19 protein-coding genes and 1 pseudogene are annotated in these 20,867 nt (G+C 61.6%); 5 read left to right on the forward strand and 15 right to left on the reverse strand.

Going from position 1 to position 20,867, the window contains the following annotated elements:
* Positions 1–252: 252 nt before the first annotated feature.
* Positions 253–630, forward strand: coding sequence for a response regulator (locus BRA471DRAFT_RS11905; RefSeq protein WP_007607432.1), 378 nt, complete (start codon positions 253–255; stop codon positions 628–630).
* A gap of 217 nt (positions 631–847) precedes the next feature.
* Positions 848–1,021 carry a DUF1328 domain-containing protein gene (locus tag BRA471DRAFT_RS36815; RefSeq protein WP_007607434.1) on the forward strand — a complete coding sequence of 58 codons (174 nt, stop codon included), beginning with the start codon at positions 848–850 and terminating at the stop codon, positions 1,019–1,021.
* A 177-nt stretch (positions 1,022–1,198) separates the two neighbouring features.
* Here the strand turns inward: BRA471DRAFT_RS36815 and cax are convergent, their stop codons facing one another.
* Both cax and BRA471DRAFT_RS11920 read right to left on the reverse strand, forming a co-directional pair.
* Entirely contained in the window at positions 1,199–2,314 is a 1,116-nt protein-coding gene (cax, locus tag BRA471DRAFT_RS11915) for a calcium/proton exchanger (RefSeq protein ID WP_198287882.1), read from the reverse strand.
* Positions 2,315–2,565: 251 nt separating this feature from the next.
* Positions 2,566–3,378, reverse strand: a complete 813-nt coding sequence (locus tag BRA471DRAFT_RS11920) for a Crp/Fnr family transcriptional regulator (RefSeq protein ID WP_083843226.1) — start codon at positions 3,376–3,378, stop codon at positions 2,566–2,568.
* A gap of 366 nt (positions 3,379–3,744) precedes the next feature.
* On the opposite strand from BRA471DRAFT_RS11920, the gene BRA471DRAFT_RS11925 reads away from it, so the two are divergent.
* The gene (locus BRA471DRAFT_RS11925; protein WP_007607440.1) at positions 3,745–4,458 is read left to right on the forward strand and encodes a PRC-barrel domain-containing protein; all 714 of its coding nucleotides are present in this window, start codon (positions 3,745–3,747) and stop codon (positions 4,456–4,458) included.
* Positions 4,459–4,621: 163 nt separating this feature from the next.
* Here BRA471DRAFT_RS11925 and BRA471DRAFT_RS11930 read toward each other — a convergent pair whose 3' ends face one another.
* From BRA471DRAFT_RS11930 to BRA471DRAFT_RS11990, 13 genes and pseudogenes are all read right to left on the reverse strand, one after another.
* Positions 4,622–4,921: a cytochrome C oxidase subunit IV family protein gene (locus tag BRA471DRAFT_RS11930; protein WP_007607442.1), complete on the reverse strand. Its 300-nt coding sequence runs from the start codon at positions 4,919–4,921 to the stop codon at positions 4,622–4,624.
* Complete coding sequence (locus tag BRA471DRAFT_RS11935) at positions 4,918–5,562, reverse strand: cytochrome c oxidase subunit 3 family protein (RefSeq protein WP_007607444.1); 645 nt, start codon at positions 5,560–5,562, stop codon at positions 4,918–4,920. Before BRA471DRAFT_RS11935 ends, BRA471DRAFT_RS11930 begins: the two co-directional genes overlap by 4 nt.
* Positions 5,559–7,232, reverse strand: coding sequence for a cbb3-type cytochrome c oxidase subunit I (locus BRA471DRAFT_RS11940; protein WP_007607451.1), 1,674 nt, complete (start codon positions 7,230–7,232; stop codon positions 5,559–5,561). The genes BRA471DRAFT_RS11935 and BRA471DRAFT_RS11940 overlap by 4 nt, the downstream gene beginning before the upstream one ends.
* Complete coding sequence (coxB, locus tag BRA471DRAFT_RS11945) at positions 7,225–8,166, reverse strand: cytochrome c oxidase subunit II (protein WP_007607453.1); 942 nt, start codon at positions 8,164–8,166, stop codon at positions 7,225–7,227. The genes BRA471DRAFT_RS11940 and coxB overlap by 8 nt, the downstream gene beginning before the upstream one ends.
* A gap of 224 nt (positions 8,167–8,390) precedes the next feature.
* Positions 8,391–8,936 (reverse strand): annotated as a pseudogene (locus BRA471DRAFT_RS11950) (SCO family protein); the annotation flags it as partial.
* The gene (locus BRA471DRAFT_RS11955; protein WP_007607455.1) at positions 8,933–9,337 is read right to left on the reverse strand and encodes a hypothetical protein; all 405 of its coding nucleotides are present in this window, start codon (positions 9,335–9,337) and stop codon (positions 8,933–8,935) included. The gene BRA471DRAFT_RS11955 and the pseudogene BRA471DRAFT_RS11950, both read right to left, overlap by 4 nt.
* Complete coding sequence (locus BRA471DRAFT_RS11960) at positions 9,327–10,328, reverse strand: hypothetical protein (RefSeq protein WP_231171100.1); 1,002 nt, start codon at positions 10,326–10,328, stop codon at positions 9,327–9,329. The genes BRA471DRAFT_RS11955 and BRA471DRAFT_RS11960 overlap by 11 nt, the downstream gene beginning before the upstream one ends.
* Positions 10,329–10,390: 62 nt before the next feature.
* Entirely contained in the window at positions 10,391–10,921 is a 531-nt protein-coding gene (locus BRA471DRAFT_RS11965) for a cytochrome c (protein WP_007607458.1), read from the reverse strand.
* On the reverse strand, positions 10,918–11,436 hold the full coding sequence (locus BRA471DRAFT_RS11970; RefSeq protein ID WP_007607459.1) for a DUF3341 domain-containing protein: 519 nt from the start codon (positions 11,434–11,436) through the stop codon (positions 10,918–10,920). The genes BRA471DRAFT_RS11965 and BRA471DRAFT_RS11970 overlap by 4 nt, the downstream gene beginning before the upstream one ends.
* The gene (nrfD, locus tag BRA471DRAFT_RS11975; protein ID WP_007607460.1) at positions 11,433–12,800 is read right to left on the reverse strand and encodes an NrfD/PsrC family molybdoenzyme membrane anchor subunit; all 1,368 of its coding nucleotides are present in this window, start codon (positions 12,798–12,800) and stop codon (positions 11,433–11,435) included. Before nrfD ends, BRA471DRAFT_RS11970 begins: the two co-directional genes overlap by 4 nt.
* Positions 12,797–15,652, reverse strand: coding sequence for a 4Fe-4S dicluster domain-containing protein (locus tag BRA471DRAFT_RS11980; RefSeq protein WP_007607461.1), 2,856 nt, complete (start codon positions 15,650–15,652; stop codon positions 12,797–12,799). Before BRA471DRAFT_RS11980 ends, nrfD begins: the two co-directional genes overlap by 4 nt.
* Positions 15,640–16,293: a cytochrome c3 family protein gene (locus BRA471DRAFT_RS11985; RefSeq protein ID WP_007607463.1), complete on the reverse strand. Its 654-nt coding sequence runs from the start codon at positions 16,291–16,293 to the stop codon at positions 15,640–15,642. The genes BRA471DRAFT_RS11980 and BRA471DRAFT_RS11985 overlap by 13 nt, the downstream gene beginning before the upstream one ends.
* A gap of 27 nt (positions 16,294–16,320) precedes the next feature.
* Positions 16,321–18,615: an FdhF/YdeP family oxidoreductase gene (locus BRA471DRAFT_RS11990; RefSeq protein ID WP_007607464.1), complete on the reverse strand. Its 2,295-nt coding sequence runs from the start codon at positions 18,613–18,615 to the stop codon at positions 16,321–16,323.
* Between the two features lie 317 nt (positions 18,616–18,932).
* Between BRA471DRAFT_RS11990 and fdhD the strand changes: the two genes are divergently transcribed.
* A complete protein-coding gene (fdhD, locus tag BRA471DRAFT_RS11995; RefSeq protein WP_007607465.1) occupies positions 18,933–19,766 on the forward strand; it encodes a formate dehydrogenase accessory sulfurtransferase FdhD in 834 nt (277 codons plus the stop codon).
* Between the two features lie 359 nt (positions 19,767–20,125).
* Positions 20,126–20,836: a Crp/Fnr family transcriptional regulator gene (locus BRA471DRAFT_RS12000; protein WP_231171101.1), complete on the forward strand. Its 711-nt coding sequence runs from the start codon at positions 20,126–20,128 to the stop codon at positions 20,834–20,836.
* Positions 20,837–20,867 lie beyond the last annotated feature (31 nt).

The raw sequence follows: 20,867 nt of genomic DNA on the forward strand, positions 1-20,867 counted from the left end.
CCGCGGTTTTCGTTACCTGAAGAAAATGCGCGAGCTGCGGTGCCGTTGCAGAGACAGTTGGTACATATGTGTACCCCCGCCGGGAGCACCTGCTTCCTGCAGCAGCAAGGCTCCGGTCAAAGCACCACTGGCCCCGTGCGGCAGCGGACCAACTTATGCGTTCTGCAATCCGGCTCCGGGTTGATCACCGCGGCATCATCCATACGATAGGCGAAGACTCGTAGGGCTTGCCGCAAGGTCATTGGAGTCCCAATGCGAATAGTCATAATCGAAGACGAATACTTCATCGCCGACGATCTCGCGGTGGAGATCCGGCGCAGCGGTCATCAACCAATCGGCCCGTTTGCAGAGCTAAGCCCAGCTTTCCATGCAGCTGCGAGCGCAGCTATCGATGCGGCGCTTCTTGACGTCGACCTGCACGGGCGGGCCTCGTTCGAATTCGCAGATCTCCTCCTGAACACAAGCATCCCCTTCCTGATCTACACGGGATACAGCCGCGAAGTCATACCCAGCCGATTTGCCCGGTACGTGGTTGAAAAGCCGATTCCAATTCGTGACGTGGTTGATCGCTTGTGTTGGCATGCGCTTGTGCACGGCTCGCCGCGGGACTGGTATGGCGTTGGTCCGTAATTGCCGCGACAGGGGCCCATAGCGTTGTGGCTTGGCGTCTGACGTAGCGCGTACGCAGGCGCGCCGACCTTCTGCCGGGCATAAAACGTTCTGATCGGAACGCCGAATGCCCAGAACGATTGTCGCTAGGCAAGCCCGGGAGCACCTTCGAAGTGGGTGTGCTTCCGAACCGGACTTGTGCATACCTCGACTGTAAAGAGGGCCGTAGGAGCTTGGCATGCTGAAGTGGGCGTTGATCTTCTTTGTGATATCGATCGTAGCCGGATTGCTCGGGTTCAGCGGAATCGCCGCTGGTGCATCCACCATCGCCAAGTGGCTGTTTTTCGCGGCCGTTGCGATTTTTCTGGTGTTCGTGCTCCTCGCCTTCTTTGCGGGGGAGGTGATTCTTTAGCGCTGATCAACGGGCGCTCGGCACGTCCAGCAATCGCGAGGGTCTGCTCCGAAGGCGTCCCACTTAGATCTTGGAGAGGCGCCGGGGCGATGGCCGGCGGCGCCTCCGATCTGTCAACACGCAACTACTTTGGAGTTCCAACGGTTGCCGCTGTTGAGCTCATCTCGGCTTTGCACTTCAAGAAAGAAAGTATGCAAGGGCCAGCACGAGGTAAACTCCAATGAGCAGTACGCCCTCGAACCAGGTGGTCTCGGCGTCTCTGGTGATGGCATTCACGATGAACGCAGTGCCGGCGATTGAAAAGAGGTCGACGGGATTTTGGAAGACAAGGGTCATCGGCTTGCCGATCACCCAGGAGAAAATGACGAGAAGCGGAGCAACAACCAGCGCAATCTGAATGGCGGATCCAATGCAGAGCGTCATCACGAGTCCCATCCTGTCGCGCCGAGCGAACCAAACAGCCGCAAAAATGTCCGAGCTGGTGCCCACAAGAGCAAGCACGACGACGCCAAGAAAGAGTGGTGTCACACCCGTTGATTTGGCCGCTTCCGTCAGAGCGCCGGACACAAATTCGCTCTGCAGGGCCGCCGCGCCGGTGCACGCCAGTAACACGATCAAGCATGTGGTTGCCGACCACGCCGATTTAGCCGAAGCCTCCTCATTGGTCGCGAAGACATTCCGGTGGGTAACGAGGGTGAAGACAAGATTTCCGGAGTAGAGAATTAGCAGCACCACGGACACAGCCAGGCTAAGTAGCTCATCGGAGGCATTCACGTTATTGACATGACGGATGCTGCGACCCGTGTAGTCGAACACTGCCGGCAGAATGAGAGCGATCACCGACAGAACGAGCATGCTCGACAACAACCCAGCGCGCGCCTGGGTGAAGCTTTGGCGCTCGCGATTGAACCCGCCGGCGACGATGGCCAGACCCAACCCCAGCAAGCAGGTCGCCGCTATGGACCCGGTGATCTGGGCATGGACCACCTCGACATGGCCGCGCGCGAGAACAAATAGCGCAAGAATGAGCTCGGCCAAGCTTCCAAGACTGACGGTCAGGAGACCGCCTATGGCAGGACCGGTGTGGGAGGATAGCTGGTCGGTTGCTACGCGAATCCATTCAGCCAGTACAGCTATTGCGAGAACGCCGGATCCGAATATCCAGATCGGAGAAAGATGAAAAATGTACTCGCCCATCGGGGTGAGCAGAACGAACGCCAGCGGCGCAACGCGCGCGATGGTACCGTACTGCCCAAAGATAGTCGTTGCTCTGGAGACGTTGGACTTCGGCAAGCTGGCGACTGGCTCCTGGCGATCCCGCAAGGCTCGCTACTTCGATTTTAGCGGGCACATCGGGCCATTCCGCCGCCGACGGAGCGTGGCTTCTGCACCCACAAAGCTCTTCGCATTTCGATTCCCGGGCAGCTCGTGACGACTAACGAGGTAAGATACGCAGCGTTCGCTGCGCCGGCCCGAACTCGGTACGCAACCGGACAAGGCAAACGCATTGTGACGCCCAAGCCCTCATTTCTTCCCGCGATCAATCATGAGTTGCTTGCTTGTCGAGCATTGGCTGCATTGAGAGAGTTCTCATGTGCAGATAAAATCACGCGAGAGCAGTTGCAGGACAATTGCTCGAGTTGCGATTGATCCAGAATCTCGACTTGAGCGCGGCCTTGCTTGACGATGCCTCGCGCTTCCATTTCGCCCATTGTCGACGTGATACCTGCGCGCCGAACTCCAAGGGCCTGTGCAATGCATCGATGCGTGAGCGGGATTTCGCGGGAGAACAATTTATCCGCTGCAACGAGAAGCCACCGAGCCAGTCGTTGCTGCAGACTGTGACGCGAGTTACATGCAGCGAGCTGCGAGCTTTGGATCAGGGTGGCCTGCACGTACCGCAGCAATAGCTTCTGGATCTCGACATCGCCCCTCACCAGCTCAATCAAAGCATCTGCCTCGATGCGCAAGGCTCTACCGGGAACCTGAACCATGCAACGGTGAGGGGAAATGCGCATGCCAAGGATCAGGGGAATGCCGATGAAATCCTTCGCTCCGACAGTCTGTATCTCGACCGGGAGGCAGTCTCCGGCTCTGGCCGTCAGCGAGGCCGCGCCATTTTCAAGAAAATAAGCATTTTGCAACAGCACATTACGTTCCTGCAGCATTTGTCTCGGTCGCAGCGTTACTTCGTCGCAGAGTTCGACTAGCCGGCTGCGTGATGAGTGTGGAAGGCGGCGCACCAGATCGTTCGTGGCGTGGTGCGCGTGCGGCGTTTGATCGCGCTCTCGTGACGGCGCGAGAGATGGCGTCCGACCGTGCGTTGGCAGGAGGTTTTCGAGTTCGTTGCTCAACATTTCGCGTCTCCTTGGAACGGCTATTCGCCAAGATGTGGGGCGCGCGCCGGCCTCCTCACAGTCGGGCTGAAGGTGAAGACCCGTCAGGAGAAACCTGACCTGGTCCTCAAGGCCTGGATCGTGAGCTTGCCTCTGATCGCGAGCAACGAATGAAGTACGTCGGCCGAGGCATGTGATAGCGTTGCCTGGATGTGCACGCGTGGATCTGCGGTGCGTTTCCCAAGGGCCGGGTACTCGATTGGTCGCTGCACTTTCTCCTTGGCACGGCAGCGGACCGTTCGCTCGACCGGCGGCCAGAACTTTGCGCATCGGAAACGATTATACGATCAATGGCAATTTTGGCGCGACGGATCGCAGGAGCACTGGATGGGCGTAAAGAGCAGGATCACCCTTGCATTTGTCATAGGTACAATCTCAACCTCCGTTCTGTTGGGTCCCGCATGGGCAGAGACGGTGACGCAGGCTACGACGGAACAGTCGGCGCAGTCACAGCAGTTCGCCAGCACGGTCTATAATGGATACCGTGCGTCGCGACTGCTTGGGAGCGCGGTGTTCTCGCTGAAAGGTGAGTATTTGGGAGCCGTCCGGAACGTGACCTTGGCAGACGACGGGCAGATTGATTCTTTGCTCGTCGAAGGCTTCAGAACGAAGGATGAGCCGGAGTTCATCTCCCGAATTCCCTTCAGCCGGGTGCTCCGCCCGCTTCATGAAGGAGCTATCGTGGCCAATTTTTCCGATTTGAGGTCGCGAGAATACGGCCTCTTCGTTGACCCTGATCAGGCGCAAGCAGAGCCGCACGAATTCTCGGTCTCAAAGGTCATCGGAGACTATGCGCGGCTGCAGGCAGGCCAAGGCTATGGCTATGTCTCCGATCTCGTTTTCGACAGCGGGGGAAAGCTCGCCGCCGTTGTGATATCCCGCGAGGCGTCCGTTGGCGGAGGGACGTATGCCTTTCCGTACCCGGGTCAAACGGGGCGGTGGAGCCCGAAGCTAAGCTATTATGGTCTGCCTTACGTAACGGCAGAGCAAGCAAACAAAGCCGGTCTGCGGCTCAATATGAAGGAGTTTCAGAACTCGTGAGCCACCAACGTCCGCCTAATGGTCCTCGGCGGTGTGCCTCATGAGAGAGGCGCGCGGCTTCACGAGCGAACTGGTGCAGTCACGCCTTTGAGCGCAGCGAAAGTTCTCCTCTCCGAAGCTTGCGTTCGAACGTGGCTGCATCAGAGCGCTTTGCTCCCGTGCGTCAGATGCGTGCGAGAACATCAGCGAAGGTCAATGCGAACATCGCGATCACGAAAACAAGCCCCGAGATCGCCGCGATCCGGACCAGCGGCTTCGCTGAGGCGAGCTCCATGAAGAGCAAGACGACGAGGGCCGATTTCACCCCCGCGATGATGATGCCGCTGGCTGTTGTCATTCGGCCCATGGGAACATAGGCGGCGAAGAGGCTGAGCACGAGGAGTGCGAGGAGCGCTGCCCAGATCAAGAGGTTCCTCGCCCATAGGCGGCGCACAATACCACCTGATTCGCCCTGCCTGCTCATGATGCGCGCCCCGGCAAATAGATCAGCGGATAGAGGAAGATCCATACGATATCGACCAGATGCCAGTAGAGGGCTGTGACCTCGATTTCGGGATTGTCTTTGGGCGGAAGTTGGCGCCGGAGCAGCACCCAGAACAAGCGGCTCACGAGAGCAATCCCGATGGAAAGGTGGATCGCGTGGACGCCCGTGACCAGCCAATAAAATCCGTAAAACAGCTGCGCTCCGGGCTGAGACAATGCAAACCCGGCTCCCGGCACGAGCTGCTTGTCAATGTCCTCCTTGTACTCGAAGCCCTTGATGACGATGAACGCGAGCCCGAGCATCGCGGTGAGCATGAGGCACGCGAGGACGAGCCGCCGCAGTGGTGCCGACTCCTCCGCCGCCTGCGCGGCGATCGCCATGGTGAGGCTGCTGGTCAACAGCACGGCGGTGTTGATCGTGCCGTACCAGATATTTGTCTCCCTCCCGGCTGCAGCGAACGCCTCCGGATGCTCGACTCGACAAACCGTGTAGGTCAGCATCAAGGCTCCAAAGAACAGCGTTTCGCTGGCGAGGAAGACCCAGATGCCGAACTTACCTGCCTCGCGCTGCCGGCCGAAATTCGACCAGGGTTCTCTCAGCAGTGCGCTTTCGTCGCTCATCGCGTTTCTCTTGCGTTTTGCATTTCGGGAGGATCGGTTCCGGCCGACATACCTTCGACGTGGTAATCATAGGGTCCGCGATCTACGCGGGGCTGCCTGTCAAAATTCTTCGGGGGAGGCGGAGAACCCGTGGTCCACTCCAGGCCTGTCGCGCCCCAAGGATTCTTCGCGGCGTTTCCGCCGTAGAACAGGGACCAAGTGAGATATCCCAGAGGCAACAAGTAGGCGATGGCGAGGACTGCCGCTCCCGCAGACGACATGACGTTGTAGATCTGAAACTCCGCCGGATAGGTATGATAGCGGCGCGGCATGCCGAGGTACCCGGCAAAGAATTGCGGCAGGAATGTCATGTTGAATCCGGCATACATCAGGATGGCCGCGAACTTTGCCCAGCTCTCCGGATAGAGCTTCCCCGTGACCTTGGGCCACCAGAAGTGAAGCCCGGCGAAGAAGGCGGATACGGAGCCGCCCACCATGATGTAGTGGAAGTGCGCGACGACGAAGTAGGTGTCGGTGACATGGATGTCCACCGGGATCGAGGCGAGGAACAGCCCGGAGAGCCCGCCGGTCGTAAACAGACCGACGAAGCCAAGCGCATACAGCATCGGCGATTCGAAGCTGATCTGACCGCGATACAGCGAAGCGGTCCAGTTGAAAACTTTGATTGCCGACGGCACGGCGATGATGAAGGACAGGAAGGAGAACACCAGGCTGGCCAGGGCCGACTGACCGGAGACGAACATGTGGTGGCCCCAGACGAAGAACCCGACGCCCGCAATCGCAAGCATCGCATAGACCATGAAGTCGTATCCGAAAATCCGCCGCCTCGCGAAGCATGGGATGATTTCGGACACGACGCCCATTGCCGGCAGCACCATGATGTAAACCGCCGGGTGCGAGTAGAACCAGAACAGGTGCTGGAACAGGATCGGATCGCCGCCGCGAGCCGGATCGAAGATCGGCAAGCCCAGCACGCGCTCCGCGATCACGAGCAGGAGCGAGATGGCGAGCACCGGGGTGGCAAGCACCATGATCAGCGACGTCGCGTAGATCGCCCAGACGAACAGCGGCAGCCGGAACCAGGTCATGCCGGGAGCGCGCAGCATGTGGGTGGTCGCGATGAAGTTCACGCCGGTGGCGATGCTGGCGAAGCCGACGACGAACACGCCGGCGGCGGCCGCGAAGACGTGGGTGTTGGAAAACATCGACGAATAAGGCGTATAGAACGTCCAGCCGGTGTCGACGCCACCGGCAACAAGGGCATAAACGGTGAAAGCGCCGGCAGCGACGGTCAAATACCAGCTGAAAAGATTGAGGCGCGGAAAGGCGACGTCAGGCGCCCCGATCATCAGCGGCAGCAGGAAATTGCCGAACGTATTCGGGATCGACGGCACCAGGAAGAACCAGACCATGATGATCCCGTGGAACGAGAACAGCTTGTTGTAGGTGTCCGACGTCAACAGCCATCCGTTCGGCTGGAACAGCTCGAGCCGAACAGCGGTGATTGCGGCGCCTCCCAGAAAAAAGAAGAACGTGATGGTGATCGCGTAAAGGATTGCAATGCGCTTGTGGTCTGTCGTGGCAAGCCAAGACGAGATCGTCGAGCCGTGGCGCAGATAGTCGGGGCGCGGCGGCAGCGGCAGCTCTCCGGCGAGCAGGGCGTCAGTCATTTTGCTGCTCCTCCCTGAGCGAGCGGATATAGGCGGTCAGGCTCTGGATCTCTCCGTCGTCGAGCAGCCCTTTGAAGCTCGGCATGATCGGCTCGAACCCGGCCACGACGTCGCGTTTCGGCTGCAGGATCGAATCGCGGATGTAGGCATCGTCCGCGGAAACGGTGCGTCCATCCGCCAGCTGCACGGCGCGGCCGAAAAGACCCGCCAGGCGCGGCGCGTGGACGTTCGAGGAGCCGGCATGGCAGCCCGAGCATCCCCGCGATACGAACAGCCTGGCGCCCTCATGAGCAAGGTCGTCGCCCTCCGGCTGCTGCACCAGCCATTTGGCATAGTCATCCTGCCGCATGACCACGATCTTGCCGCGCATCATGGAATGGTTGGTGCCGCAATATTCAGCGCAGAGCAGTGGAAAGGTGCCGGTTTTGCTGGCCTGGAACCAGAGATCGGTGTCCCGTCCGGGCAGCACGTCCTTCTTGACCCGGAACGCGGGGACGAAGAAGGAATGGATCACGTCCTGCGAGCTCATCAGGAGATGGACTGGTTTATCCAGCGGCACGTGCAGGGCATTGATCTCACGCGCGCCGTTTGAATGCTGCGTCTTCCACATCCACTGCTTGGCGACGACGTGAATTTCCAGTGCTCCCGTGGGCGCGGCAAGGCTGCTGAGGTCAGCAGAAGATGCCCACCAGAATAGGAAGGCGAACGTCAGCAACGTCGCGACCGTCCAACCGATTTCGAACTCGCGGCTGAGAATCTCAGGCATCGGGCCGCGCTTGGCAGCTGATCCGCGGCGGTACCGGACAGCAAACAGCAGGATGAGGCCGAACACGAGGACCACGGTCGCACCGGACAGGACGAGCAACAGATAGAAGATGTGGTCCACCGTGACGGCGTGCGTGCTCGCTTCCGGCAGCCTGAACAGCGAGTTCATGCCGACGCTCCGCGACCTCTGCTGCGGACCAGCATCAGTCCGATGAAGGCGGCCATGATGGCAACCGTGGAGGCCCCGACAATCTGCAGAATGACGGTGATCCTGCGGGTGTAGATGCCGTGCACCGCGTCAAATCCGTAGCAGAGCAGCGCGACGCGGCCGGAAAGTCCGCCGATCCGACCGTCACCGGCTTCCAACAGAGCGAGGCGAATATCAACGGGCTGCAGCGCGAGGCTGGACAGCGCGCGGACGACCCGTCCGTCGGGCGCGAGCGTGACGAAGGCTGCCGGATGCGCAATCGCGTCATGCTTGTCGTCGATTTCGGTATGGTAGCCGATTGCACCGAGCAGCGCGGCAACGGTCTCCTTCGGTCCTGACAGGACCGATGTTCCCGCGCCCCCGATCTGCCCCTGGGTAAAGCGGCGGGCGTCGTCAACGGTGTCGCGCGGATCGATTCCGACAACGACAAGGCTGTAGTCGCGTCCTGCGACAAGCCCGGTTTGCTGCAGCGCTGAGCTTGCGATTGTCAGCGCCGGCCCGCAAATCTGCCTGCAGGTGAAGTCCGCTGGAAGGAGCAGGGTCGGACGTCCGTCGATCGCATCGCGAAGGGTGACGGTGTGGCCGCCGACTGCGCTGAACTGCAGCGATAACGGAACGCGCGCGCCCTGAGGAGGATCGAAGCCGACGCGCCCGATCTGCTGCTCGGTCAAACCGGCATGCGCGAGCCCCGGCCAGAGCGCAAGCGCCAACACAACGATGGCCTGCCTCATGGATTGCCCCCACTTGCACCGGGCGGAGGGGCAGGCGTAGGTTGAAGGGCGTCATAAGCTTGATCGCCCCGTCCGGCGACGAGCTGCATCGCCTCATCGATCGGGATGCTGGCGATGTTGTGGTCGCGATCGACCCAGGCATAAGCGGTGAGCCTGGCACGCTGCGCGGCCTCGAACCGGGTCAGGTCGGCCTCCGGAAAGGTCTGGAGCTCGGGCGAGGGAAACCGGCGCTCTGCGCGCGGGGTGAATGCGCCCGGCGCTTGCGTATTCAGGAACAGCAGCATTCCCGCAATCGCGGCCCCCACGAAGAGCAGGAAGCTACCCACGACGACGAGAACGGCACGGTTGTGAATGCCGGCCGGTTGCGGGAGCGCGCGGCTGCCCATCTCCTCATTCGGCATGGCGCACCTCCGCGGATGCGATGCCCTTCCCAAAGAGGACAGAACCTATCGTCAAGGTAAGGAGAGCGCCCAGAGCCGTGAGTGCAACAGGAGCTTGCGCCGAAAATGCGGGCACTAGCAGCCAAGCGAAATGCATGACGGTCCCGAAGAGCAGCAAAAGGCCGACGATGCGCAAGCCTGCAGGGCTGCCGCGCACGCCCTCGAACAGCAACATCGCAAATGGAAGAACGGCTCCGGTGACGAATGTCACGAGCAGAATGCCTATCCATGCGTCCGTGCTGCGCCTCAGGAACCACTCGGCCTTGTGAGGCAGATCGCCGTACCAGGCCACCACATATGTCATGTATTCGAGGTAGACGACGCCTAGCACTGTCGCGATCAAAAGGTTGCCGATGTCGTTCAGCGCTTTACCCTCGAAATAGGAGGCAAGCACGGCAACAACGGCAAGCGCAGCGACCAACTGCTGTATCGCGATCATGGAGGCGAAGGCAGTGGAGACGTAATGAGGTTCGAGGGAGAGGAACCAATCGACAGCAACCATGCTGATGGTGAAGCCGAAGAACGCAAGTCCGAGCGCCGCCAATAGCCGCCCACCGAGTCCGAGACCGAAAGTCACTCCGAGCACGGACCATCCGATCAATGCGATCACGGCACGCAGGACAAACCATGGCTGGCCGAGGTACCAGCGCGCAATGTCGGGCTTGATCTGGCTGGCACCCGCGGCCCAGGGGTAGATGTCAGTCAGTCCGGCGAGAACGGGGATGAAGGCGATGGCGACGAGAGGCACCATGACCGCCAGGGGTCGCAGCACCGGTCCGGCCGCAAAGCCCCAGCGGCCGCCGGTCAAGCGATGAATCAGCAGGAGCGTCATGCAGCCGATGGGTGCGCAGCTCCAGATCGCAAATCCCAAGAGCCAGCCCTGGAGCAGGCTCGGATAAGGGCGGAGTCTCCCTGCCGCGAGCACGAGGCCGGATGCGAGCAAGATCAACACGAGGCCCGCTGCGGTTCGCGGCGTCCCGATTGCTCTAAGGGCAGGGCTGCGGAGCACGGCGGTCACGGTAGCTTGCTCCTCAGCTCCGGGAAGTCGGCGACGTCGGTTCGTTGCGACTGCTGCAGCGCGCGGATATAGGAGATGATGGCCCAGCGGTCGCGCGGCTCGACGCGCGCAGCGTAGGAATACATCACGCCGTAGCCATGGGTGATCACGTCGAAAAAGTGCTGAGCATCGGCCGAGCGGAGGCGCGCGGAATGGTAGGAGGGGGGTGCGGGAAAGCCACGCTGCACGATCATGCCATCGCCGTGGCCGGAGAAGCCATGACACGGGGAGCAATAGATGTTGTAGCGCTCGCGGCCGCGGGCCAGCAGCGCCATGTCGACCGCGGGCGGCTTGGTGATCTGCTGCAAACGGTGGAGATCGCCCTGTGCAACGACCCCTTGCGGTAAGGCCTGGGCTTCGGTGCCATCCTTGAACAGCCCAGCCTTCGAGAACGTCCCATAGCGATTCTGCTGAGACATGGAATGATCGCCACAGCCGGCGAGCGCCGATGATAGCAACAACAGCCATGGCAGCGCGCGGGCGGTCATGGCGTGCTCAGCTCCGTGACCGCCACGGCGCCGGCGTCGCGGAGGACTGTCCTCAGCTCGTTCGGGTCGCCGTCAGAAGCGGCCAGCAGGAAGTAGCGGTCCTGCGTTGCGCGTTCGAAGCCCGGAATCTCGAACATTGCATCGTGCAGACGAGGCAGGCGGCACGACCAAAGAAAGGTGATGACGCCGGCGAGCGCCGCCGCGAGGATACCGACCTCAAACGGCACCAGCAGGAACACCTGCCAGGAGTTCAGCGGCCGGCCGCCGCTGTTGATGGGATAGTCGATCACGGCGCTGTACCATTGCAGTGCGAAGGCGAATGCTGCAGTTCCGAGGCCGCCGGCGAGCATCACGCCGCGAATTGCGGATCGGTCCTGCCCAAGCTGTTCGGCGAGCCCCTCGATCGGATACGGCGTGAATGCTTCGAGTGCGGCGTGTCCCGCGGTACGCACGCGCTGCAGGGCCGCCTTCAGCGCTTCACCGTCGAGGAATTCCGCCACAAGCTTGGCCGTCATGCCGCGGCCTCCTGATGGGCGAGCTCGCGCACGTCGAACATTGATATGCTCGGGACGAGCCTCACGAAGATCAGGAACAGGAAGGCGAAAAGGCCGAGCGGCGCGACAAGAAAGCTCCAGTCCCAGAACGTGAAGTGAAACGTCCGCCACAGGGATGGCATGTAACCGTGCGAAAGCGTGTTCCAGACGATGAGGATGCGCTCGAGCCACATGCCTATGTTGATCGCGATGGCAACAGGAATCAGAATGAAGAGCGACCGTCGGGCGAACGGCCACCATAGCAACTGCGGGATGAGGCAGTTGCAGGCCAGCAAGGCCCAGTACAGCGGCGCGTAGGTGCCAGTGAACTCGAAGCGAACCACCTCACGGTCGGCATGCTCACCGCCGTACCAGCCCATGAACCACTCTGTCGCATAGGAATAGAACATGACGATGGAGGCCATCAGCAGGATGCGGGCCATCACGTCGAAATGGCGGCGGGTGATAATAGCCTGAAGGCTGAGGCCCCAGCGGATCGCCGCCGCCAGCACCACGACCATCGCGAATCCGGAGTACATTGCGCCGACGACGAAGTAGGGTGGGAAGATGCTCTCCTGCCAACCCGGCATCAGGCTCGCCGCGAAGTCGAGACCGACAATCGAGTGCACCGAGCAGACCAAAGGCACGCCGAGGGCGGCCATCGTGGTATGCAGTGTCTGCAACCGCGACCACTCACGCGACGAGCCGCGCCATCCCAGCGCAAATGCGCCGTAGAGCAGTTGGCCGGCACGGCGGGGCGTGCGGTCGCGCATGGTCGCAAGGTCGGGGATCAGGCTGACATACCAGAACAGAATGGAGAACAGCAGGTAGCTGACGATGGCCCAGAAGTCCCACACCAGGGCACTGCGCCATTGCGGCCAAAGCGCCATGGTGTTCGGATATGGGGCGAGCCAATAGGCGTAGATTGGTCGACCGAGGTGAACGATGGGCATCAGCCCGGCGATCGCGACCGCAAGCAGCGTCATGGCTTCCGCGAAGCGATTGATCGAGGCGCGCCATCTTTGTCGAGTCAACAGCAGCATCGCCGAAATCAACGTGCCGGCATTGCCGATTCCGATCCACCAGACGTAGTTGGCGATCGCGACTCCCCAGACGATGGTGGAGTTGATGCCCCATATGCCGATGCCCTCGTAGAACAGCCAGGCGATTGCAACGAACAGCCAGAGCACGAACGGCAGGGTGATTAGCAGGGCCAGCCACCATGCTTTCCCGAAGCCGGTGAAGAGCGGATCAGTTACGGCCTGGGTGACTGCGGCGTCTCCTGCCCGCGCTGCCGAGATCCAGCGGTGCGCCGGGGGATGCTGGGGAAGAAGAACTTCGCTCATGTCCGCCTCTCCGGCTCCGAAGGTGCGGGATTGCGCACGTCGGCAAGATAGGTGGTGCGCGGCCGCGTGCCGAGGTGGCCGAGCAAGGCATAGTGGCGCGGGTCGGCTTTCCTGTGGTTGATCTCTGCGTCAGCCTGGTTCAGGTCTCCGAAGCTGATGGCGCGGGTCGGGCATGCGTTCTGACAGGCAGTCTGCACCTCGTGTGGACCGAGCGGCCGGTTCTCGCGTTCCGAGGCGCGACGTGCGCCGCTGATGCGCTGGACACAGTAGGTGCATTTTTCCATGACGCCGCGGGCGCGTACGGTCACCTCCGGGTTCTTCTGGCCGCGATAGGATTCCGCGCCCAGATTGCCGTATTCCTCACCGTCGGCATAACCGAAGAAGTTGAAGCGCCGAACCTTGTAAGGGCAGTTCGCCTCGCAGAAGCGGGTGCCGATGCAGCGATTATAGACCTGCGCGTTGAGGCCCTCACTGTCGTGAACGGATGCGGCGACAGGGCAGACAGGCTCGCAAGGCGCGTGCTCGCAATGCATGCACGGCACGGGCTGAAAGCCGAGTTGCGGGCTATCCGGCGTGCCATGATCATAGGCATCGACGCGCATCCAGTGCATGTCGCGTCCCATGGCCACCTGCTCCGGCCCCACCACGGGAATGCTGTTCTCGGCCTGGCAAGAGAGCACGCAAGCATTGCAACCGATACAAACCGATGTGTCGATCACCATCGCCCAGGCATGGCCGTCGCCCGACTTCACGGCCGGGGGCATTAGGCTTGGAGGATCGGGATTTGCCGACGGGGGCAGGGATTGCCCGAGCCGGTATTGTGGATAGAGCTCGCGGACGTCCTCTGGCGTGCGAACGACGTTCTGCGTCGTGAGAATCGGCTCCCGGCGTCCTGTCCGCTTGATCGCAACTTGCGGAAGGCGCCAACTATTATCGGAGGTTCGGATCGTGTAGGCACTGGCGCCGACGCCGTTGCCGATCGCGCCGGCCTTTTGCCGCCCCCCACCAAGCGCGAGCGCGCCGACGCCCATGGCCATCCCGGGATCAGTCAGCACGGGCACCTCGATCGATCGGCCGTTCGCGGCGACCGTAACGACGTCCCCGGATGTGAGACCGAGGCGGGTTGCCTGATCCGGATGCAGCGCCAGCGCATTGCCCCAGACTTGCTTGCTGAGCGGTTTCGGACACTCCTGCAGCCATGCGTTATTGGCGTATGAGCCGTCCCACAGGCAAGGATCAGGGCGCAGGACTAGACGGATCTCGTCATCCTGCAGATCGTGGGGCTCGGCGTCCGGGAGCGGCGGCAGAAGCGGAGCAGCCGTCGAAAGTGCAGTGGCACCGCTTCCTGCAATGAGGCCGTCGTGCAGCACGCGCCGCCACCACGCCTCGAAATCGGCAGAAGCCATGCCTTGCCAGGTCTGCCGCACCAGCTCGTGAGAACTTGCGTCCTCTTCCCCGCTCAGCCAGGCGAGAAGCTCGTGCTCGCTGAAGCTCTCGTAGAGCGGCTTGATCAGAGGCTGGACGATGCTGGCCGTCCCGTCGCTGGCTCGCAGATCCGACCACGTTTCGAGACGATGTCTCTGCGGGACATGCCAGTTCGCGACAGCCGCGGTTTCGTCCGCGTACTCGCCCATATGCAGGCGGAATGTCGCTTTTTGCGCCCGCGCCTCGAACCGCAAATCGGCTGGTGCGTCGTAAGCGGGATTGGCGCCGATCATCACGAGCTGACGCACGCGTCCGGCGTCGAGATCGCTTGCGAGCTGTTCGAGCGATCCCGCCTGCTTGCCGGACGGCGTACGATCGATGGGATCGATGAGCCGAATGGGCGCATTGAGCTTGGCATTGATCCAATGCACCAATGCGTGGACTTCCCTGGACACTGCCGGGCCCGCGATGACGAGCGCCTCTCCCTTGTGCGAGTTCAAGTCGGCCATGATCTGCTGAAGCAGCAGGCGCTCGCGCTCCGGAAGTTCGGTTGCGCCGGTCGTCGCGCCGAACTCCCGCGCGAGGATCGCTGAGAACCGCTCGATTGCCTCGGGACGAAGCGCCAGACGTTCGTCCGCCTTTGCTCCGGTGAGCGTGAGTGCGCTCTCAAGACAATAGAGACGCGAGAAGGCATTCGCGTCGCCGCGGCCGGTTGCGTAACCGCGGCCAATCCGAATCTGATCGGGGCCATGCCCGAGCGGATCGGCATCGAGCGCGACGATCACGCGGGCCTTTGCGAAATCGGCAATGCTGCTCACAGGCTGGCTATAAGCGAGCTGCGCGCCTTGTCGCGCGTTCTCGTCGTCCGTTGGATCGTAAGCGTGCCACGATGCGGCCGGGAACGCCTCAAGCAATTCGTCGATCTGGCGCAGCAGAGTCGGGGAGGTGGTGCGCCCGGTCAACAAGCGCAGGCCTTTACCCTGGCTGCTGCGGGCCTCGGAGAGTTCGGTCACCAGCGCTCGGTTCAACGCTTCGCGCGGCGCAATCGCGCCATCGTGCAGGATCGTGCGCGAGCGGTCGGGATCGTAAAGCGAAAGAACGGCTGCTTCAGCGAAAACGTCGGTGGCACCCAGGCTGCCCGGATGACGCGGGTTGCCCTCCACCTTGATCGGCCTGCCGTCGATCGAAGTCACGATCACGCCGCGACCGATCCCCGCCAACGCGAGCGTCGTCGCAAATTTCAGCGGTTCGCCGGGAACGATGCGCTCCGGCATCCTGACATAAGGCAGGATCTGCTCGTCGGGTTTGCTGCAGGCCGCGAGTCCACCGGCCATGCCGGTCGCCAGCAAGCTGAGCGCCTGACGGCGATTGAGCTTGCTGCGCCCGGCAGGATCGGGCCGCGTCGGCAATTCCTTCAGCGGTGGCATATCGTGCAGTCCGTCAAATGACCTGTGTTGATGTGATAGCCTGCGGCAAGCTTGGGCCCGACCTCGGCCTGGTTCTTCGGGGTCTGCCAGTTCGGATCGAAAACCGCCTCGCGAGGACGCAGGTAACGTTCAGGAGAGCGGTGGCAATCGAGACACCATTGCATCGTCAGCGGCGCGGCCTGGCGCATCAGCGGCATGCCTCCGACGTCGCCATGACAGGTGGTGCATCCGACACCTTTTGCGACGTGGACCGAGTGATCGAAATAAACGTAGTCGGGGAGGCGGTGGACGCGCTGCCATGCCAGCGGCTTGTTTTTGACCAGACTCTCGCGCACCGGCGCCAGCATCTGCGCGTTGGTCCAGATTTGGGAGTGGCAGGTCATGCAGGTCTCGGTCGGCGGGATGCCGGCAAAGCGCGCCTTCTCTACAGAGGTGTGGCAGTAGCGGCAGTCGAGACCGAGGCCCGACACGTGATGCTCATGACTGAACGGCACCGGCTGATTCCGCGTGATGTTCTGGTTGGTCACGTAAGGGGATCGCATCACCTCATAGGACAACCCAACTGCAAGCACCGGCGCTGCTCCAATTGCCGCGATCATCACCGTCGCAATCGTGTTCGCGCCGGGGCGGAAAAGCTGCATTCATCGGCCCCCCTTCCGCGCCATCGCTCACGCGCGGATTCGAACCGGCACCGATTTAGCGGCCGGCGTCTTCGAATGGATGTCGTGGTGCGACAGCGGGATCAGGGGGTTCATTTCCGGATAGTAGGCCCCGACGCAGCCATCCGGCAGTTTGAACGGGGTCACCTTGAGAGGACCCACCTCGCGCAGGATGCCATCCTCTGCGTCGCTGACGAGGGAAACCATTTGACCTTCCTGAAGTCCGGCGCGTGCGATTTCGTCGGGATTCATCAGCAATACGTCCCGTGTACCCTCAATGCCTCGCATCCGATCGCTGTAGCCGTAGATCGTCGTATTGAACTGGTCGTTGCTGCGCATCGTGAGCAGCCGGAAGCGGCCGGGCGCATCGGAAAAGCCGGTCGAGGTGAGGGTTTCGGGCGCTGTAAATTCTGCCTTGCCGCTCTCGGTTTTCCAAATCCGTTCGCGGGCTGAATTGCCACGATAGAACCCGCCCGGCGTGAACATCCGCGCATTGAAGTCGTGGAATTCGTCCGGATAGGTCTCGGCGATCTCGTTACGGATGAGATCGTAGTTGCCGACCCATTCATCCCATTTCAGTTTGGGATTGGGGTTCAGGGTTGCTTTGGCCAGACCGGCGACGATCGCCACCTCGGATCTCAAGTGCTCGCTGGCGGGCTTGCGCAACCCGATCGAACCCTGGATACAGCTGAACGTATCCTCCATGGTAACGGCCTGCTGGCCGCTCGCCTGCACATCTTCTTCGGTTCGGCCGAGGCACGGCAGCAGATAGGCGGCCTTGCCGTGCACGAGGTGGCTGCGGTTGAGCTTGGTGGCAATCTGGACCGTCAGCTCCAGCCCGCGCCAGGCCGCTTCCATCTTCGATCGCTCCGGAATGGCGCGGACAAAATTTCCGCCGAGGCCGACGAACGCCTTGACCTTGCCGGCGAGGACGCCTTCGCAGGTCTCAACGGTGTTCATGCCTTTGTCGCGTGGCGGCTCGAATCCGAATTGCTTGGCGTATTTATCGAGCGGGACCAATTCAGGCTTCTCGGAGATGCCGACGGTGCGCTGACCCTGGACGTTCGAGTGTCCACGCACGGGTGAAATGCCGGTGCCATCTCGCCCGATGTTGCCCTTAAGGAGCAGCATGTTGACGAGCATCGCCACGTTTTGAAAGCCGTGTACGTGCTGGGTCAGCCCCATGCCGTAGATCCCGATCACGCGATCAGCCTCGACATAGACCTGCGCGGCCCCCTCGATGACCGATCGGCTGAGACCAGATGCGCTTTCAATGTCGTCCCAAGACGTCGCCCGGACCTTGGCTTCGAACTCTTCGAAACCATGTGTGTGCTGCTCGACGAAGGGAGCGTCGATCACACGTTTGCCCTGCTGCTTGGCGGCATCGTCCGCCGCGAAGACGTGCTTGCAGATTCCGACAATGACCGCGATGTCGCCACCCACCTTCACTTGATGGTACTGGCTGCTGATTTGTGTGGTCTTGCCGGTCAGCATCTCCGTCGGATTCTGCGGATTGATGAAGACTTCGAGACCCTTTTCGCGGACGGGGTTGAACGTAATGATCTGGACGCCGCGCTTGGCTGCGTCCTGCAAGGGATGCAGAAAGCGCGGACTGTTCGACCCGGTATTCTGGCCGAAGAAGAACATGGCGTCACAGTTGCTGAGATCGTCGAAGACCACAGTCCCCACGCCCGCGCCGATCAGCTTCTTGAGCGCGACGGACGTCGTCTCGTGGCACATGTTGGAGCTGTCTGGCAGGTTGTTGTTGCCATAAACCCGCGCGAACAGGGCATAGAGGTAGGAGGTTTCGAGGCTCGCGCGTCCGGACGCATAGAACACGACCGATTGCGGATCGAGGGCCCTCAATTGCGAGCCGATGGCATGAAATGCGTCGTCCCAAGAGCAGGCCACGTACTTGTCAGTGGTGCCGTCATAACGCAGTGGATGTGTCAGGCGCCCCTGCTGCTCGAGGTCATAGTCGCTCCATGACAACAACTCGGTTAGGGTATGCTCGGCAAAGAACTCCGGCGTACAGCGGCGCGACGTTAGCTCCCAGAGCGTTGCCTTGGCGCCGTTCTCGCAGAATTCGAAGGCATGATAATCCGCAGGTTTGGCCCATGAGCAGGAAACGCACATGAAGCCTTTCGGCTTGTTCTGCCGACGAAGGGTGTTCAAGGCCGCGGGCGAATCCCACTCCTTGCCGAAGATCCGCGCTATTCCTTTCAGGGACCCCCATCCGCCAGCTGGGCCGTCGTATTCAACCGTGTCGGGAGTGTGGTCACCAGCTTTGTTGGGTCGCGCCATGATCTTGCTTCTCTTCGGGAACCGGCCAGCCTGTGCATCGGCAACGTATGTTCCCCGCGCGGGTTCCTGAGCAGCCGCTTCTCGGCGGGACGGCGGCTTGAGCGGCAAGCGCGTAAAAAAAACCAGCACCTGCAAGACCATCGACGGACGGGCGACGCACGCATTCTCCGCTCAGGAAATCTGTGCACGGTGCCGTACCAAGGGAATGGTTTTGATCGCGCGATGTTGAACAGCGGGAGCGGGGCCCGACAATGGATGATGGCCAGGGAACGCGGCCCAATGGTTGAGGTTGCCAGAAGCCAACCTCGGAGCCGGATATGCAGGATCGTTGTACGCGCGACAAGCCGGAGCTCGTGTGGCGGGGGAGTCGCCCGATTCCGTCCTCACGCAAGGTCGCAGAGGAACGGCCGATTGCGCTCACGTACAACGGCTCGACTTACGCGGTGATGATGGCCTCTCCCGTTGACCTCCTGGACTTCGGCGTAGGCTTCAGCTTGAGCGAGGGCATTGTGGAGCATGGCGAGGACATCATCAGCATCGAAGTCGTCGAGCTCGAGCTCGGTTGCGAAGTACGGATCTGGCTCGACGACTCCTATGGTGATCTCCTCGCCAACAGGCGGAGGGCGATGGTCGGGCCGGTCGGCTGCGGCCTGTGCGGAATTGAGAGCTTGGAACAGGCTTGCCCGCGGCCGACGCGCGTAGTCAGCGAAGGCGGGTTTCGCCCGGTCGACATTCTGGAGGCGATGCGCTCCTTGCGACCGCTCCAGCCTCATAACCAGGCGACGGGCGCGATGCACGCTGCGGCCTTCTGGGACGGCCATGACATCCGATTGGTAAGGGAAGATGTCGGACGCCACAATGCGCTGGACAAACTCGCTGGTGCGGCGGCCAGAGTCGGGCTCGAAATGTCACGGGGGGCTGTCCTCATGACCAGTCGGGTCTCCGTCGAACTGGTTCAGAAGACGGCACGAATGGGCGTGCCCTTGCTCATCGCCGTCTCCGCACCGACTTCGCTGGCGATCGAGACCGCTGAGCGTGCCGGCGTGACGCTCGTCGCGGTCGCGCGCGACGATGGCTACGAAATATTTAGCCACGCCGGCCGACTGATCTTTGGAGAGGAGTTGGGTTCCGCTGCGCTGGGCCGGCTCTGACTTGCTTTCCGCAAGACCTTGGCAACCCAGCTCTGTCCCAGAGAACGTCGTGTGCCTTCGTTCGGTCTCGTACCGACATCGCATCACTCAACTGTTTGGGTCGGAACGTCCGAAGCCCCCCAGCGCGTCGGTCCGAGCCGCCCTTCGGTTCGAGGAGAAGGCCTCAAATCAGGATGATGGAACGGAGAATAGGAGTAGTCCTGAAAAAGGAACCGCCGATGGCCCGAGTGCGTACTCTCCGCAGACCCGCGGACCGTTCCGATCGATCCTCGGAGATTGCGGGGAGCGCAGCAATGCAGGACGGCCGGGCGACAGGCCTAGTTCCGACATCAATTGCGCCTGGAGGCCGCGTTGGCCCCTTGGCTGCACGGAACAAGCTGCTGCGTTGCATCCCAAAAACCGAGCTCACAGTACTCCAGTCGATCGGGACGCATGTCGAGCTCAAGCCGCGTCAGGTCCTTCATCATTGGCGCTTGCCGATGGAATATGTCTACTTTCTTGGCAGTGGTCTCGTATCGGTCTCAGCCAAGGTCGAGGCCGGGCGCTTCGTGGAGGCTTGGCTGGTGGGCTCCGAGGGAATGATCGGCGCGCCCTGCGTTTTGGCGCCGGAGGATCCGATGCCGCCGCACCGTCGGGTCGTTCAGGTGGGCGGAGCGGCACTACGAATTCCGACGCCGGCTTTTCTCGCCGCGCTTGACGATCTTGGGACCCTCCGTGGAGTGATCCTCTCTTACATCAATCTTGTCCTGTTTCAGACCTCACAGGCGGGAGCCTGCAACTCGCTCCATTCCGTCAAGCAGCGACTTGCCCGCTGGCTTCTGGTCGCGGCAAACGCAATGGACTCTGGAGAACTGCCGATCACGCATGCTGTTTTAGCTCAATTACTCGGGATTCGTCGGGCCAGTGTCAGCGAATGTCTCGAGGCGTTCGAACAGGCCGGCATCATCCGCAACACCCGAGCAGCGATAACTCTGGTCGACCGGGCCCAGCTGGAGCATTCCGCCTGTTCGTGCTCTGGATTGATACAGCGCGAGTACGATCGGCAGATCGGCCGTCGCTTGCGTGCGTGAGAATTGAATGTGGAATAGCCAATTCTCCAAG

Source organism: Bradyrhizobium sp. WSM471 (assembly GCF_000244915.1).
Classification (GTDB): Bacteria; Pseudomonadota; Alphaproteobacteria; order Rhizobiales; family Xanthobacteraceae; genus Bradyrhizobium.